General features: G+C 53.0%; 12 protein-coding genes and 1 pseudogene. All 13 read right to left on the reverse strand.

Translation table 11 applies throughout. The annotated features are described in order from the left end of the window. Nucleotides 1-2,479: DUF1929 domain-containing protein (locus tag M3436_02090; protein MDQ3562960.1), on the reverse strand; the 2,479-nt coding region annotated here is incomplete at its 3' end. Nucleotides 2,480-2,482: 3 nt separating this feature from the next. Then, entirely contained in the window at nt 2,483-3,532 is a 1,050-nt protein-coding gene (locus M3436_02095) for a hypothetical protein (protein MDQ3562961.1), read from the reverse strand. Between the two features lie 879 nt (nt 3,533-4,411). Then, nucleotides 4,412-5,434 (reverse strand): hypothetical protein, encoded by a 1,023-nt coding sequence (locus tag M3436_02100; GenBank protein MDQ3562962.1) that lies wholly within the window; start codon nt 5,432-5,434, stop codon nt 4,412-4,414. A 330-nt stretch (nt 5,435-5,764) separates the two neighbouring features. Next, a complete protein-coding gene (locus M3436_02105) occupies nt 5,765-7,024 on the reverse strand; it encodes an ABC transporter ATP-binding protein (GenBank protein ID MDQ3562963.1) in 1,260 nt (419 codons plus the stop codon). A gap of 5 nt (nt 7,025-7,029) precedes the next feature. Continuing rightward, nucleotides 7,030-7,893 carry an ABC transporter permease gene (locus M3436_02110; protein ID MDQ3562964.1) on the reverse strand — a complete coding sequence of 288 codons (864 nt, stop codon included), beginning with the start codon at nt 7,891-7,893 and terminating at the stop codon, nt 7,030-7,032. Between the two features lie 49 nt (nt 7,894-7,942). Further along, a pseudogene (locus M3436_02115) lies at nt 7,943-8,129 on the reverse strand (hypothetical protein). 118 nt (nt 8,130-8,247) lie between these two features. After that, the gene (locus M3436_02120) at nt 8,248-9,603 is read right to left on the reverse strand and encodes a hypothetical protein (GenBank protein ID MDQ3562965.1); all 1,356 of its coding nucleotides are present in this window, start codon (nt 9,601-9,603) and stop codon (nt 8,248-8,250) included. A 151-nt stretch (nt 9,604-9,754) separates the two neighbouring features. Continuing rightward, nucleotides 9,755-10,738, reverse strand: a complete 984-nt coding sequence (locus tag M3436_02125) for a glycosyltransferase family 2 protein (protein ID MDQ3562966.1) — start codon at nt 10,736-10,738, stop codon at nt 9,755-9,757. Next, complete coding sequence (locus M3436_02130; protein ID MDQ3562967.1) at nt 10,739-12,067, reverse strand: polysaccharide pyruvyl transferase family protein; 1,329 nt, start codon at nt 12,065-12,067, stop codon at nt 10,739-10,741. 428 nt (nt 12,068-12,495) lie between these two features. Beyond that, a complete protein-coding gene (locus M3436_02135) occupies nt 12,496-13,980 on the reverse strand; it encodes a DUF4038 domain-containing protein (protein MDQ3562968.1) in 1,485 nt (494 codons plus the stop codon). 324 nt (nt 13,981-14,304) lie between these two features. After that, on the reverse strand, nt 14,305-15,612 hold the full coding sequence (locus M3436_02140; GenBank protein ID MDQ3562969.1) for a glutamate-1-semialdehyde 2,1-aminomutase: 1,308 nt from the start codon (nt 15,610-15,612) through the stop codon (nt 14,305-14,307). A gap of 71 nt (nt 15,613-15,683) precedes the next feature. Then, nucleotides 15,684-16,337: a PIG-L family deacetylase gene (locus tag M3436_02145; protein MDQ3562970.1), complete on the reverse strand. Its 654-nt coding sequence runs from the start codon at nt 16,335-16,337 to the stop codon at nt 15,684-15,686. Next, a complete protein-coding gene (locus M3436_02150) occupies nt 16,325-17,146 on the reverse strand; it encodes a sugar phosphate nucleotidyltransferase (GenBank protein MDQ3562971.1) in 822 nt (273 codons plus the stop codon). The genes M3436_02145 and M3436_02150 overlap by 13 nt, the downstream gene beginning before the upstream one ends. Nucleotides 17,147-17,185: the final 39 nt, after the last annotated feature.

Consider the following 17,185-nt stretch of genomic DNA (forward strand, 5'->3'; position numbering starts at 1 on the left):
CCGTCACCCCAACGTCGTCCGTCGATGCAATCCATGACAGATCGATCCGGTTAGCTCCTGACGCAGTCGCCGAGAGACTCCCCGGAACTGTCGGAGGGGTAGTATCCGCACCTGCCGTAATCGGCGTATTCATATCCACCTGAATCTCTGCTGGACTCAGCGCCCGACCGTAGACGCGGATCTCATCCAACCGCCCAGTGAAGTACTGCCCCCACACTGTATTGCTACCGATCGACAAAGGGTGCGTTGAAGTGATGATGGCTCCTGTCGCCGGCTGATTCGCCACCTCCGCCCCATTCACATATAGCCGCACCGTATTCCCGTCATAGGTACCCGCCAAGTGCGTCCACGTGTTCAGCGGCAAGGCTGACGGCCCGATCGCGCCTTGCCTGTTCGCCGAGGTAGTTGATGTGTTGTATCCCGCCACCGGTAGCGTTGGCGCTTGCGCAAATAGCGCATACGCCAGATCCTCGGTCTGTTCCTTCGCGAGGATAGTCCGCCAGATCGTTGAGGTGGCCGTCGGGTACACCCAGGCTTCCAGCGTCATCGCCGCCGTTATATCCAGCGTGGGCGCATCCGGCACATTCACCCGCGCGCTCGTCCCATTGAATACCAGCGCACTTCCATACTTGCCCTGCGCCGACCACGTTGCCCCGATCGTCGTCCCCGCATTGCCGTTTCCCGAGGCATCCGCCACCGCCGTCCCACTCCCCTCGCTAAACCCATACGCCGCCACCAGGCCAGCAGGGGAACCACCCGCAGTTGTGGCCGCCGTCGCCGTATTGGAATAGGCGCTCAACTTCCCCGAGGCATCCGTCGCCCGCACGCGGTAGCGATAGGTGGTAGCGGCTAAAAGCCCTATATCGCTGTAGCTCGTCGTCGTCACGGTCGTCACTTGCGCAAAGTTCGTGCAGCCCGTGCCCTGGCACCGCTCGACCTGATACCCCGTCACCCCAACGTCGTCCGTCGATGCAATCCATGACAGATCGATCCGGTTAGCTCCTGACGCAGTCGCCGAGAGACTCCCCGGAACTGTCGGAGGGGTAGTATCCGCAGGGGCGCCGATGCGGAGGATCTTGGCGACGGACGGGACGCCGCTCCCGTTCAGGATGAAGAGCAGGTAGTCGCCGGGAGGCGCAACATTGCCGCTGGGAGGGGCCGTGACGCTGAGGCCGCCCGTGGCCTGCGCAAAGCTCGGGTCGCTGATATGCTGGCTCATGTTGAAAGCATGAGTCGTCGAGGAGAGTCTCAGCATTGTGATCTTGGAGATCGTTGCGGCGTCCGGCGTCTCGACGAAGAAGGACTGCCCATAGACGACGCTGGGCGGCGCCGAGGTGATTGTCGGCCTGGTTCCCTTGAAGAGATACGGCGGCGAATAGATCTCAGTGTCCGGATACCCGTTGCCGCCCGTGCTCAAGACCCGGCCGTCCGGCAGCAGGAGCGCCGTAGAGTGGTACACGCGGGGAATTCCCGAGCTGCTGGCGAGCGTCGTCCAGTTTTCGGTCGCCGGATCCCAAAGCTCTGCTGCATGCACGGCGCCGCTGGGTTCGTTGAAGCCGGGCGTGGCGGTGCCGCCGGTGACCAGCACCTTGCCGTCGGGCAACAGCGTCGCGTTGAGGTGGCGCCGGGCGAAATCCATGGAGCCGACGAAGCGCCATTGCGGCGACTCCTCGTTGAGGTCGATGACCTCGGCGGTATTCGTCGGCGGGGTTTGGCCGCCGCCCATCACCAAGACCTTGCCAGGCGCGTACATCACCGCTGACCCGTAGCCACGGTATCCGCCGGCCCGAGTCCCCACGATGTTCCAAGTACCGCTCCCCGCCGTGTCAAGATAGCGGGTCGTCGCCGTCGGTCCTGCATTGAAGACCTTGCCGTTCGGCGCCAGCAGCATCATGGGGTAAAGGTCCTGCCCGAGCTGCGCGTTCGTGAGGTCCCGCCACGTCCCCGTCGATACCTGGAACACCTGAGGCAGCGTGTTGATGCCGCTCGTGAGGTCGATATCACCGGAGACCACCAGAACGTCGCCGTTGGCCAGAACGGTGGTGGTCGGGTACCAGCGGCCGGCGTTCATGTTGGGCAAGATGCTCCACGTGTCGCTGAAGGGGTTATACGTGCTCGCCCTCGACAGACCTACGTGACCCTGGATGTGGCCGCCGGCTACGAAGAGTGTGCCGTCAGCCAGAAACGAGTGGCCGCTGCAGAAGGTGTCGTAGCCCGGCGTACTAAGGCTCGACACGCTCTCGTCGGCGGGATCCCAGGATCGGGGATCGTCGCCGGACACCCCGCCGTCGCCCGTCCAGATCATCACTTTCCCCGTGGGCAGCAAGTGGGTATGGATGGGGAAATAGGGCAGCGGGTTGACTAACGACCAAGCCCCAACAATATCTGGCGATGTCTGCGCGGCGCCCGGCGTCGTGCCGAGGCACAACGCGATCAGGACGGCGACGGTGAGTGCAAAGTTCGGGTATCGGCGCGGCATGAGCTAGGGCACTGGATCCAGGCGAAAGATTATCGGGAGTTCGTGGTTATCGTGCCCGCGCCCCACGGCGTCGGCGGGGTCCGTGACTTCGTCCCGGCCGATTGCGAGGATGAGGCCCTCGGCACTGATCGCCATTGCGTGGGTCAGCACGAACCCGAAGCGAGATTTCACCAGCTTGTTTAGATCCTGCATACCGGCTCGCTGCGTCCACAGGAACGCGTGATTCCCGGCGCTCGTCTCCGAGGTGCCGACCACCTCGCTGAGATTATTGACGCCGTGCGCCCGGCTCCACGTGCCGCCCGGGAGGGTGCCCAGATCCTGGATGTCGGCGTCCGGCGTCCAGAGCACGGCGTGGCGCTGTGCGGGGTCCCCAGAGGACCCAACGATTTCGCCGCTGTCATTAATGCTCAGCGCCTCGCTTGCGCTGTGGCCCGGGAGCGCTCCCAGATCCCGCGCGGCGCCCCCCGCCCAGAGTACTGCGCACGGTCCCGAGGCGGTGTCGGAGACTCCGACGACATCCCCGCGATCGTTGTTTGCGAGGGCCCGGCTTGAGTCGCTGCCCCGAAGCATCGGTAGCGCCTGGATGGCGCCCGAGCGGGTCCAGACGACAGCCCGAACGCTCGTGGGTCCGCTCGAATAGCCGACAGCTTGTCCCGACTGGTTGATGGCCAACGCTACGCTGCCGCTGTCGCCTGGGAGCGTGCCGAGGGCCACGGCCCCTTTCGTCCGCTGGGAGCGGAAGGCTCGCACTCCGGTGGCGGTGTTCGCCGAACCTACAACTTCGCCGAGGTTGTTGATGCCGAACGCGGCGCTGTAATCGCTACCTGGCAGCCCACCGATTCCCTGCAGTCCGCCAGCGTTCAGAAGGAACCCCCGGTGACCACCACCACGCGGGACGCTCCCCACGATCTCGCCGGCGTCGTTCAACCCTCGCACGGCGGGGCTCGACCCCTCGGGAAGAGTCGCCAACCTTATGGCCGCATAGACGGTCTCGGCCCGCGCAGGAATTGACGCAAGCCCCCCGCAGAGCAGAAGAGTGACTAAAAAAGGCATGAGCCACGACGGGCCGGGGTCCTCGCCGTGATCAACGTACGATGACTTCTTAGCGAATCGCGATGGTTGTTGGATGTTAAACACAGTGTATTAACTGTCAGCAGCGTTCTGAAACTATGTGAAAAGTGGCGGTTTGAAAATCAACAATGTGCTTCTAATGGTGTTCTCGTAGCCTTGGTTAGGGATTGCATGATTTGTGCCTCTTGTTCTCTTTGAATTCTCCTATCTGCCAGCGAAGCTTGTAGGCCAAAGCAATCTGCTCAGCCGCGTATCGGGTGCGGGGGAGGTTGGTGAGGAGGTAGCGGAACTCACGGGTCTTCGGATTGTAGCTACCAGGCGACAGAAGACTTGGCACTGTACATTCTGCCAACCTACATCGAGGTCTACTACCGGGGTCTTTTTGGGTAATCGTTCCACCACCGTCCGCAACGGCTTCCCACACAACCGGCGTAGGGGCTTCCCTTGCGACCCATAGGCATTGGCACAGGGGAATGTCAAGGAACCGGGGCCGGCAAAAGCGTTCTGTCTTGAAGATCCACATGCGGCCGTACTTGGCCCCACGTAATCCCGACAGGGAGGAATGGAACTGTTAACCATCTCGGACGCGAATCTAGCGTCGTTAAATACTTCAGCCAACGTGACAGCGGGAGAAAAAGTGACGAGCAAGGACAATAACATCTCACGGCAAGCACTAACCGACGCAGCGCTGTATCTGACGATGATGAATGAGTTTTTTCAGTAGGGTTGTAAATAAATAACGGGCCGGCTTGACTTGTTCCCAAGCGAGCTACAGCCTATGTCTTCCTGAGGATCCGGGAAAGTTGTTGCGCGAGAATTTCGCACGAAGTTTTGGCTATGTCAGGCGACAATGCTAAAACACTATAGATCGACCACCTGCCATCGCTCGGCCGATGCGTTCCAGTGTCGAGTACCAAAGACATCCAGTACATATTGCTCGGGGCGTCGACCAACGGCCGATTCGATGGCATCGAGCATTTGGTCAGTGACTCGCTCGTCGGCTTCGGTTTCCGTGGGCGGCGGTGGCAGGATCGGATCGTGCCATTCCAGCACGGTATGACCTTCCACGGTCTGGTACGGAATGCAGACCACGATAGGCGTCTGCGTGATCCGCGCAAGTCGTGCAATACCGACGGAGAACACCCGTTGAGCGTGCCCGGCGAATGGCCGCTTATACCACGAGCGTTCTGCCTTCCACGGGGCATCCACATGCACAATCACGATTTGCCGGTCATCCTTGAGATGTCTGATCAGGCTCCTCGTAGCGTGCTTCCCGCCGCCTGCGACCACTTCGCAGAGCACACCAGCACGGGTCTTGCGTATACATTCCAGGATTTGGCCAAATACTAGGCGCGTTCGCATCACGCTCGGCCTCCAGGACGGCTGCGGCATCGGTGCGACGACAAATCCAAGCAGCCCGGGCGTGGCTTGCGGCGTATATAAGGCGTGCATAGCCTGCCGGACGAAATGTCCCGTCGCAAAGATGAGGGGGCCGCCCTCGGCACGAAGCCGCCGTGCGTGCTCTGAGCCCGTTTCAACGAATTTCGGACCGGGCATCGCCTCCCGACCGCGAAACACGCGCCGCTCATAGACGAAGTCGCGCAGGGGCGTTTCAATCCAGGCTCGGGCGGCCCGTAACGCATCGGTATTCGACCCACCAAAGGAGCGCCGCCTGCTGCGCCGAGCTCGCAGACCGCGCATAGTCCCAATAGTGATGAGCCACGCTAAACCCCGCGCGACCAACATGGCGCCGCCGCGCGGCAAAAAATCGGCTGCGGGCACCAACACATTTCTGTGCAAAACAAAAGCCCAGGCGTCTCCCAACTCGCGGCCCAGCGCGCGCAACTGCAGCCGCCGGAACACGTAGCTCAGCCGTTTGAACATAAAAGACACCACGTAATGAAGGGCGAACTCATCGGCTCCATGCCTAGCGCGCCGAGGGATACAAATTGACTATGCTTCCCGCACGTTATGTGCGCTCACAGAAAGCGTCGCCGCGCACCCAATGGGGCTCCGGGCGACAGCCGCGTGCTGCGATCAGAGCATTCGAGGGCCGTGATCCAAGCGCTTCGCGGGGGCTACCGCCGGGCGAATTTGTGACCTCCGATAGTTGTCCGCCCACTTGGACGGGGCGGATGGCTAACGGTTGCGCTCCAATCGAGGTTTGGTGATTGGTTAAAGTTAACCTTAGCATGGACCTGTGTATGACATCGATTACAATTTCCGATGTCCATCTGGGCGCTCTACTTCGTTAGCCTGAATGCATCCGCGAGACCCGATGGACTCGTAGCAAACGATCTGAGGGTACAGATTTACAGATCCAAGAACATCCCTGTCAGGTTCTATAAATACAGTCGCAGCAGGAAACGTCTCATCGCAAGGCGCCATTATATCGTAGCGGTAAAGTGTTACCCCCAGATGAAAAATCCCTTTCGCGAGGTGTAAATCTAATTCTACGGTGCACCTAAACAGGTCGCCCGCACCCAAGGCAAAGGCATCCTTGCCAAGCCGGCGCGCCGAGGTAAGGAATACCGTATAGTAGTATTCATCTTTAAACTCTATAGCTAATCCCAAGCTCTTACACTCCTCATGGGCAATAACCTCAATGTCCACCCACGCCTTTTGGCCGGAGTTAAACTGGACGCATTTGCCCTGTTCGCTACGGATCGTCACGTTTAATAGCGAAGCAGCTTTCCCGGACGTAATCTTGCTTTTCGCGAGAGCCCGGTCCATATAGGTGTTGAACACCTCGCCGGTCGGCCCGATCGTAACGACCTTACCCTTATCGAGAAGAAGCGTTCTGTCACACAGCTCTGAAACTGCCTTTAAGTTGTGAGAAACGAAAATCACCGTCGCGCCTTTTCGTCTTATGGATCCCATTTTTTCTAGGCACTTCTTCTGAAAGAGAAAATCACCCACGCTTAGCGCCTCATCCACCACCAATATTTCCGGGTCAACGTGGGCCGCTACCGCGAAGCCCAGTCGGGCGTACATCCCAGACGAGTAACGCTTCACGGGCGTATCGATGAAATCGCTCAACTCCGAGAACTCAACAATTTCGTCGAACTTGCTTCTAATCTCTTCCCTCTTCATCCCGAGAATCGCCCCATAGAGATAGATATTCTCTCTCCCGGTGAGGTCAGGATGAAACCCCGCGCCGACCTCGATCAGCGCCGATAGTTTTCCATAAACTGAGATCTGTCCACTGGTCGGCTGTATAATTCGGCTAAGAAGCTTGAGAATAGTGCTCTTCCCTGCGCCGTTATCGCCAATAATACCAAAAGCCTCGCCTTTATTTACCTGGAAGTCTACGTTATCAATCGCCCAGAATTCCCGCTTTTCAAGGTGATTCTGGCTGTGCTTGGAGAAGCCCATACGCACCAGTGCAGGAACAAGGTCACGCAACGAATCATACATTTCGCCCCTACTGAATTTCTTGTAGACGCGACTCAATTCAAGCGCTATGTCCACCATCGTGATTAGACGTACTCGGCAAATTTTGATTCAAGCCTTTTAAAAAGGCTGATCGCCAAAACCATCATCCCAAATGACACCGTGGTGCTATAGAGGATCCATCCGATATCCGGCACCATGTGGAGTACGATAGTTGAATTTAGCCCTTCGAGAATCGGGGCTACTGGATTGATCATCAGAATCCATTTCCATCGCCCTGCAAGTTCTGCCTCATAAAAGACCGGTGTGAAAAAGATCGCCATGTTTACTAAGACTTCAACGATGTATTTCACGTCACGGAAGAAGAGATTGGCCGCAGCTAGAATTAGACCAGTCGCCATTGCCAGAGTAACTAGCAGGAAGAATAATATTGGAATCCAGAGAACATGAATACTCACTTCTATTTGAAACAGTATCAACACGACGGCTAATATGCATGACGCCACCAAAAAATCAAATAACTGCGAAAGAACGGCCGAAATCGGCAAGATTTCTTTGGGAAAATAGATCTTGGTTATGAGACTTGTGTTGGCGATCAGACTATTTGAGCCAAAGCGGATAGAAGAAATTAAAAACGCCCATGGTATGGCCTTAATGGAGACGGACACGACTTCCGCCGTTTCCATAGGTTTTCCCGATATCGTGGACATGGCTAATCGAACCATGATTCCGGCAACGATAATAAACATCGGCATGAAAAGGGCCCATAAGAATCCCATCACCGTTTGTTTATATTTGATTCTGATGTCTCGCCAAACGATGATGTACAGCAGTTCCCGATACGCTACCAGTTCACGAAACCATGAAATCATAATATTAAATTTACACCCTACTGTTGTTCTCTCGGAAGTCAGTAAATCAGCTTTCTCTTGTTTAGCCCAAGCAAACATCGTTCCGACGAAAAGTCCCGAGCCGTTCTAGAATCATTTTTCGGTTCGGCTAAGGTGGGTGGGGTGAACGATAGCCGAGCATGGAGTGACGACGTTGCCGATTGTAGAACACTTCGGTCAGTGGAATCATCCTGGGTGGTCGCGTCCTGCACCCCGCGATCGGAGTGATGGAGAAGGCCGGGCGCGGGCTTTCTTCGCCACAGCGCCATGGTAAGGGCATCACGGGTAAGCTCGGCGGGCGGCCGTGGAAAACCCTACACCGTAGTTCATCATCTTATTTCCAGATTCCACCGTTCAAGGAAGCGAAGCCATCTCATTTATCATAAATTTTTCCCAGACAGCTTTTGAGAACCGTTAGGCAGCGTAGTCTCGTGAAAACCCGGTAGAATTTTTATTTTCAGAAATCAAGGTCTCGATTAAGGAAATCAACTGATCGGCCTGTGTTCTTCTCGAGTATTTCTTCAAATTCTCATTTTTCTTATCGAGATCGATATTTTTGTCTAACCCGTTGTTGTGTGATGTGATGAGCACCAGTAAACTTCTGTAAATTTCGTCTATGTCATCAACGTTACAAATGGAAGCATTGCCGTACTCCTCGAGAAGTTCCCTGACGTCGCTTTGGGATGGAATAAGAGCGAAAACGTGACTGCCCAACGCCATGGCCTCATAGGTTTTCGCAGGAATTGTACCGCGTCTAGACGGATGTTGGTTGTTCACGATAACGAGCAGCACATCTGCTTTCTTGCTGTATTCGATACTCTGTTGGTACGACATACTTTGAACGTCGTGCACTATGCTTTCCAACCCCCTTTCCTGGATCTCATCCTTAAATGGACCGGTGGTGCCAGTGTATGTAATAACCGGCAGACGATCGTCTGAAATTCCCATCAATTTTAGTCTACACAGAGCATCAAGAAGATGTGTGGTTCTGGATAAACCTTGTGGTGTGCCATTAAAATGTATGTGTAGTCTCTCCTTCGGTTTGCTGCTAACGAAATCTGTATCGAGATCGTTGCCGATATTGTGTCCATTTCTAATCAAATGAAATTTACTCTCGTCTTTCTCCTCTCTATACTTAGCGGTTAACTGGTCTTTCCAGGAGGGAGAGACTGTTACGACGACGTTGGAATTTTTAATGGCTTCTCTTTCAAGTATCTCGAATAACCTCCTCTGGTACCCTGTTGTGGGAGATTGGCCCGGGTCATCCGTCCAAAGGTCACGATAGTCCATGATCCAAAGGGTCGATGAGAACTTGCTAATGAGCAAGCCTGCTACATGACTGATGTGTGGGGGGCCGCTGGTGATAATACAATTAAATCTTCTGAATATAGAGAGATAGATGCCGTGTAGGGAAGCCTTGAGGAACCACCAAAGGTTGGGCTCAGGATAGTATTGGAAAACCCGCCATTTGATTTTCATGTAAAAGTTGTTGATTAGGTTTTTTTTGTGTATTTTCAAAAGCTTTTCAACCTTGCTGAATAAGTCCGTTAAAAATATACTTTTGATCCGAATGATCTTCACGTTTGATGGTATAAGTTTCAAAAGGGTATCGTCATACCTACTGCACCAGTTCGATCTGTCGGAGCACACAACTGTCACGTCATAACCAGATTCTATCAAGTACTTCGTGAACCAGAGGGCTCTCCACACACCTGGTCCTCCCATTGGTGGGAAATCATGGTTTATGTACAGTAGTTTTCTGTTTTCCATGTGACTCGCGGAGCTGAGGTATCGCGCAAAGCCTTGTAGAAGATGGCTAAGGATTTGCCTCTAATCACGCAGTTTCTCGAAGCGTTCAAAGAGCGTAGTTCGCTACGTCGCTTGACCCCCTTGGGATAAGTATTCGCGGCGGGGACCAAGCTCATCCCAACGGTCTCTTAAACATCCGAATGGCTGTGTCCCGGCGTGATCGGACCATGCTTTTCACCTTTCTTTTTAGGAGAAATCCGGCAATCTCAGAGAAACTGAGCTTCTCGCCGATCGTAGCCAACCCTCGTCTGTGATACTCCCAGAAGCTTCGTTCCCTGCAGGTCTTAAGATTGTCGGCAAGAAAGTCGTAATACGAATACCTCACTTCATTAAGTCTGCGCCTGTATTCCTGCTCTTCAAAATAGATCTTTCCGTATTTGCTAAGGACAATGAAAAAATCGAGTAGGTCCGGATTGTATCCGCGGACATGGGAAGACATGGACTCGTTCTCCCTCCGCGTGAAGGAGAGGACCTGATGGACGAATCCAAAATCATGGTGTTCGAGAATCTCGTAGCAGACCTCGGTGTCCTCGTGAAGGCTGGTTTCGGAGAAGAAGGGTGTTCTCTCCCGGACGAGTCTCGAACGGTATAAAACAGTGGTCGAGGTGCCGAAAACGAAAGAACCGCCGCTGAGTGTCCCCTTGCAAATCTCACGGCCGTCGAAGACTTCTCTATTCTTCGGTAGACCAAGGCAGCTAATCCGGCTGTCATCCAGCCGGTACGAACTGACCAAGCCAATGCTCGGATCAGTCTCGGCAACGGTCGCCATCCGTGAGATACATTCCGGAAATATCCAATCGTCGGCCTGCACGATCTTGCAGTACATACTCTCAGGTGAAATCTGGCGCAAAGCGTAATTATAGTTTCCCACTTGCGTCAAGAATCTCCCGGTGTGGATCACTCGGACCCTTTGATCCTTTTTCGCATACTGGTGCGCAATCTCGGAAGACTTGTCAGTGCTGCAATTGTTTACAAGAATATACTCCCAGTTTTGGTATGTTTGCGCAAAAACGCTCTCGATACACTCGACCAAATAGTTTTCGGTGTTGTAGAACGGAGTGACCACGCTCACCAACGGCTCGGTATCCGCACTCATTTAAGTTCCCAGTACAACATCGTATTGACACTCTAGGGCACGAGCATAGTCGGCACATCTCTCCTTCAATCTCGACTTGATGAAATCTGCATTCGCAGTTAGCGATTCCAATGCTTGAGCAAGGGACGCCTTCTCACAATTGTGTATATCGAGACAGTATTGTGACAGCTCCATGTCTGCCATGTGTGTGTCCACTTTGCAGTCACAGGAAATCGCGAGAACGGGTATGCAGAGAAGATGAGAAAGCAACACGCCGTGAAGCCTACTGGCTACAACATAATCTACATTGAGTAGCTGGGCAAAGAGTTCATTGAGGGTGTCTGTACGTGGTTCGTGTATTCTGCCGGTCACGTCGAGGGTCACGTCCATTGCAAGCTTATCAACGATGTCGCTGATAACTTTACGATCGGGTATACCGGTCGAGAAGAGGACAATCGAGTATCCCTGCCGAATAAGGTCAGAGATAAACTCGATCAAATTTTTGAAGTAACATTCATATACGGGTAGGTCTTTCTTAGGCCAGTAATATTGTGAAAGGTGCGCTATCGGGCTCACACCCACCACTCTTTCGACTTTTCTGCTGCTCGGGCTATGCATCGACCCCACATTCGCGTAGCTGAACGCCAAGTCTGGATATACTGCGTCGTTGCCAGTAAAAGCCAAGTGCTTCAGAAGTCTTTTCGAGGTTTGGTCACGATACGATCGGTAGGCCGCAAACCTGAGAGCCAGGCGGATGAAGAAAGCGCTCAACCTCGACTCGAGTGAACAGGTGCCAACGCTGAGAAAGACACACTTGGCGCCTGCCGCCCTCGCGATGAGTCCCCATTTGAAGAGGGCATAGGGATGACCCCAAGGTCCTCCCCAAAAGTCGTCGAGCTGCCCCCCCCCCGAAACAAGTAACAGGCTGACACCTTTCATGAGCCCATAGGCTCTGATGAAATGCAGCAACTCTTCACGGATCAACGATGCCCCTCTCCCGACTGCGGCAAGCGTTTGATACCCACGCTTTAGTACGGAATAGAGCAATGACGATTTTTTTGTAGTTGCTTTGACTCGACTCAGCAGTCCTTGTGTCACCGTGGGAGAAGCGTTGGCGTCGTTACCATGCCTAGTTCTGACCAAAGGACCTGGTGAATAATTCTTGAGCGCAAATGAGGTAATGGGGAAAGACGGAACGCCATGCAGTTTGGCGGTGACCTCGGGACACAGTGTGATGAGACATATATCCGCGTTCGGGTGGCGCCTCCTGATATTACTAATCACCGCCTCCTGGATAGCCGCGTCGCCTAGATTGCCACCCGTGTACGGGGTCAAGAGAGCTATTTTCATTTGAGATCTTCGTGAAGGCGTGCGGGTAAAAACGTGGTTGTGATCATGCCACAAGCTAAGCGGATGCCGGGTTTAAGTTATGTTGAGGTGGCTTGGAATTCTGGCAGGATAGCGCGATGGCTATTCGTAAACGACCACGGCGGTTGGTCGATGCATACACCTTTCCTGGTTTCCGCCCACAGGCCAGGGTGGGTGGCATCATTGGTGATCCTAAGGCTCGGATGATCACGATTGGCTATCCACTTAGCTCCACTGTCCCCAACATCTTGTGTTCAGCGCTTGTTCACCACGACCGCAGGGACAGCTCACCCTCAGTATGTCTGTAAACCAAGTCGATCGCGATGAGCTGTTGCATTACCTGGAGGCTTTGAAAGCCGTATGAGTTCGCCGAACAACCGGATTTTCTGCAACGCTAGGGTATATATAAGTTACGTGGCGGCATTGGTAGGGACCGACCATATGTACAGGACGGCATCGCCGCCAAAGGGAGATGTGAACGAGCGTGTGGCCCCCCCTGTCGTCGTGCCTCCCGGCACAGTGACACCTGCGGCCGGGTTGAACCACTCCACAGTAAGATGTCCCGAAATTCCGGAAAGGTTGATAGTAGTAGCGCCCCCATCCGGCAAGTACACAAGGTACTCCGCGCTAGTTCCCGCCGGATTAGCAAGACAATAACCGCTTGAGGACAGGCTGTCGTGCGGCGACATTTTAGCGAGGTTCATTCTATTTGCGTAGTCACGCGTATACCCGAGGTTTTTCCTGACGCTCACCCAATTCTCGTTGTTTTCGTCAAAATCTAACCCAGCGACACCAGCTGCGACGCGGTCATAGACGTCCATGAAGATTGGGTTCATACCCCGGGTAAAGCTCTTCCAAACCCAGGATCTGTTACCACATATGCCACAGAGATGGTCAGTGTCTGACAGGATCACCTTACTACCGTTTGACGCCAGAGGGTTTTTTAGATAGGTCTCACTGCCTTGGTTTGGAGATATCCAGTCAGCAGGACTAGTGAAGAGGTCTTCGTTCGAGCCATTGGGGTACTCGACTGTCATGCCGACTGGGTGCTGCTTGGGTCTAGAAGCCTCGTAGCGCTTTATGTAGTTGATCATATAATACTGCCAGTCCTGGGAATTGCTGGGGCTCTCGTTGCTTATTTCAAAAAGGATATTGTCAAGGTCGTTAACGGTGTCAATGACCTTGCGGACATAGGCTTCTTGCATTGCCGTAATTTCGGGCACTCGCAGTGTGTGAATCTCGTCCCCCTTGCCATCACCATTCGGGTCGCCATCTATACCGTTGCTATTATTGTCCCGGTTAAAGGGGTGGCCAGCCCACGGGTTGTTTTGCGCGGAGAATGCGGAGGCTCCTTTAGCGCGTTCTAAACTCCAACCGTTGAATAGCATGATGGCAACATACATTCCCCGCGGTCCCGCCTCAATGACCCGTGATCGGAGCCTTTTGAAGTATGCCTCATTGAACTTGGTCAGATCGAACCTTGGCTCTCCGTCGGGATCCGTCCGCGGTCCTGTCCGCTGGTAGGGCACCGGGGCGATCCAGTAGGGTTGCCTCGTTTCATTGGTCCACTTCGCCTGTTCCCATGTCCACAGCCGGAAAAAGTTGTGGTTGTGATCTTCGAGGAAGTCGAGATAGGCTGTGTAATCGAAGGCCGACGGTGGATCAGTCGTTCCGGCGTCCTGAAAGTTTGCCCACGTGTGCGACCCCGTCAGGTAAACTGCTTTTCCGGTTCCATCGGTAAAATACCGCGGATTCAGTGGGTGCACCTTCAGAGGTCCCGCTGCCTGAGCGGGATGGCGCCCGTTTATGTTACATGCGAACAAAATAAGAGTACCTGAAAGGATAATTGACAGTTTCTGCCCACAAAGTAGGGTTTTGTTGACATCATTTGCCATCTTCTCACTCCACCACATTCTTTGTCGGCCAGATTACCTTGTGTTATTTGTTTCGGCCAAACCCTTTCGTTATCAATTAATCCTCGGTTGAGGTAGTCTGGGGCCGCTCTGGAAATTAGTGCAGTCTTGCTGAGGCTTTCTTGATCATTGATGTACTTTTCTGCAAAGGCCACTTGTCCCATCGCGACGTAGAATGGCTGCGGAGGTATACTAGCCAGCGCTCGCCAGGGATCTGAATGAAGCCCTCTGCAGCTGCCGTTCGAGGATATCCCGATTCATAGGCGCGTATAGTCTTCGCCTTAAACTTGTCTTGGAAACTGGATTTTAGTTGTAAGTCCTGAAAACCGGTTTCACCGGTCTTCCCACCAAATATTTTTCCACCCCATCTTCCAGTGCCTTCTTGTACACGAGCAGTGCTCCCCCGACGCACTGAATAGTCTTGTCGATATCTTCGTCGCTATGTGAAAAGCTGATTACCAATGACGGCATAAGCAAACCGCGTTTTATTGTTTCCTGTAGAAAAAGGGTTCTAAACGCCTGAGAAGGCATTTTTTGCTGATCCCTCGTTACATATACCAGATTACATGGCCGACCAATGACCTGGAAGAAATCGCCGAGTCCCAATTCGCCACTCAGCGTATTCAATTGCGTCGCGAGTTTTGCCCCTTTCTCCCACATATAGTCGACTACCTTTTCTGCTTTGTATAATTCCATCGTTTTAATCGCCGCTGCCAAGGCGTGAGTTTCAGCACCAAACGTTGTCGATAGGAGGAAAACTCTTTCCTTATCATGGTAGAGCCCTCCCAATTCCATGATGTCCCTTCTGCCGACAAGGGCAGAGATAGCGAATCCGTTCCCGATCCCCTTTCCGAAAGTGGAAAGATCCGGAGCAATTCCATATACCTGCTGTGCACCGCCCAAGTGCCATCTGAATCCAGTGATCGTCTCATCAAGAATCAACAAAGAACCCTTTTCCCTGCACAGATTCTGAACTTCGTGTAAGAAATCGTTGGCCGGCGGTATAGTTGTTTCCGCCTCCATCATGACGCAGGCGATCTTGTCAGGATGTCGGTCATGCAACGCGAGGAGACTTCCTATGTCGTTATAGTGGAATTTTACGGTCAACTCCCGAATTGCGGCGGGTATCCCTGCGGCCATAGCGGTCGATCCTATGAACCAGTCATCGGTCGAGAAAAACGGGTGTTCAGCACAGATTGCCACCATGTCACGCCCGGTAAAGGCGCGAGCGAGCTTTACTGCCGCAGTCGTTATATCGGAGCCATTTTTTGCGAATTTGACCATCTCAGCGCCTTTTATCAGGCCAAGTAGCTCCTCCGCACATTGCAGTTCGATAGGCGATGGTCTGGTGAAATTGGTACCTAACAGCATTTGTTGATACGCCGCTTCTATCACAGGCTTATAGCCATGTCCAAGCGTTACGGAGCGCAGCCCCATGCCGTATTCGATGAACTCGTTATCGTCTGCGTCCCAGACATGACAACCCTCTCCCCTGACGATGAACCCTGGGGCAAGAACAGGATACTGGTCGTCCCCTTTAGCATACGTATGACAGCCTCCGGGGATTAAGCGATGGCTTATTTCCTGTAATTGCTTTGACTTTCCGAACTCCATAACCAATTTGTCTTCGTATGCCAAAGTCTGCCGCCCAGCCTTATGTTGATCGATCTAGCCCCGCCAGTCGCTCAGTAAATCACCTTACGACAGTAGTAACCCTCGGCATATTTGTCGGGAGCATTAGATTCGAGTCCGCGAAGTCGCAGAATCGAAAAAAAAGAATCTTCAGTAAACCAGTTCTTGTCTCGCTGACTTCCGAAGCACTCGATGAGATGTTGAATTTTTTTGCGGCTGGTAGAATCATTTAAATGAACGAAATAATTGGGCGCCCCAATATCTCCATCGTATTTTACGATCTCATACTCCAGGATCAGGTGATTCCTGAATGTGTTCCAGGTCAACTCCGATACGAGACGGTGATCTTGATGAAGGTCTTGGCGGTAATGCGTCAGAATCAGATCGGGAGAGTACTCTCGTTTGAGTTCCTCAAAAAAGTCCTTTATGTCTGCCCCTATATAAGGGAAAAACCCGTCTCTAAATCCCCTGACGATTATCTTCTTTCGTTTCGCACCGGCTAAGAGAATATTCGCGCTTCCCGTCGCTTCGATCGCTCTCTGCCCAGTTGCCCCCAATACAACCCAATATACTTCCACATTAGGCTTTTCTTCAAGCAATCTTAGAACTGTACCCCCACAGCCAATTTCGATGTCATCACTGTGTGCGCCTAAGCATAGAAGTTTAAGATCCGAATCCTCACCTCTGTCGAAGCTTACTTTGAGCATCCGCCTGACCCATTATCCTGGTCAGACATGGCCTGTGGCGATTTCCACACTTCCCACGGCGCCTTGCCGAGATTGTACATATCCGTTAGTTCTTGGTGTTCCTTGAAGGTATCCATACACCAAAATTGGTCGTATTTGTACGCAATTAGTTGTTTATCCCCGATCAGTCGCTTAAACGGCTCCTCAACCAAATCCTCACCGGGTTTAATGTAGTCGAATATTTCTTTTCTGAACACAAAGAATCCGCCATTGATAAGAATATTCGTAGTCCGTACACCCTGGATGTTACTGACCATATTGCCCTCTTCCATTGTAATAACGTGGAAACTTTGAGAAGGCTTGACCGATAAGAAGCACGCGACCTTACCGCTTCTTTTGAAATCGTCGATCAATTTAGGCAAGGGGAGATTGGTCAAACCATCGGAATAGTTGGCCATGAAAATCTCGTCGCCGCTTATATATTTTTCTACCGCTTTGAGGCGCTGGCCGATGTTTGCTCTCAATCCCGTATCGGCGAACGTGATGGTCCATTCGGCAATATCACTCTTCTGTAACTGTATATCCTTTCCACCGTTTACCATGGTGAAATCATTGGAATGGTACTCGTTGTAATTCAGAAAATAATCCTTGATTTTGTCCGCCCTATATCCTAGACACAAGACAAAGTCTTTGTGCAAAAAATGTGCGTAATATTTCATTAAGTGCCACAAAATTGGTCTGTAGCCAATCTTTACCAGCGGCTTGGGAACGTCCTCAGTAAGTCCTCCCAACCTTGTTCCCAACCCTCCACAAAACAAGACCACTTTCATAGAAATGGACCCCGAAATTTTGACCCAGGCTTAAATGCA

It is taken from the genome of Pseudomonadota bacterium (assembly GCA_030859565.1).
In the GTDB taxonomy this organism is placed as follows: domain Bacteria; phylum Pseudomonadota; class Gammaproteobacteria; order JACCXJ01; family JACCXJ01; genus USCg-Taylor.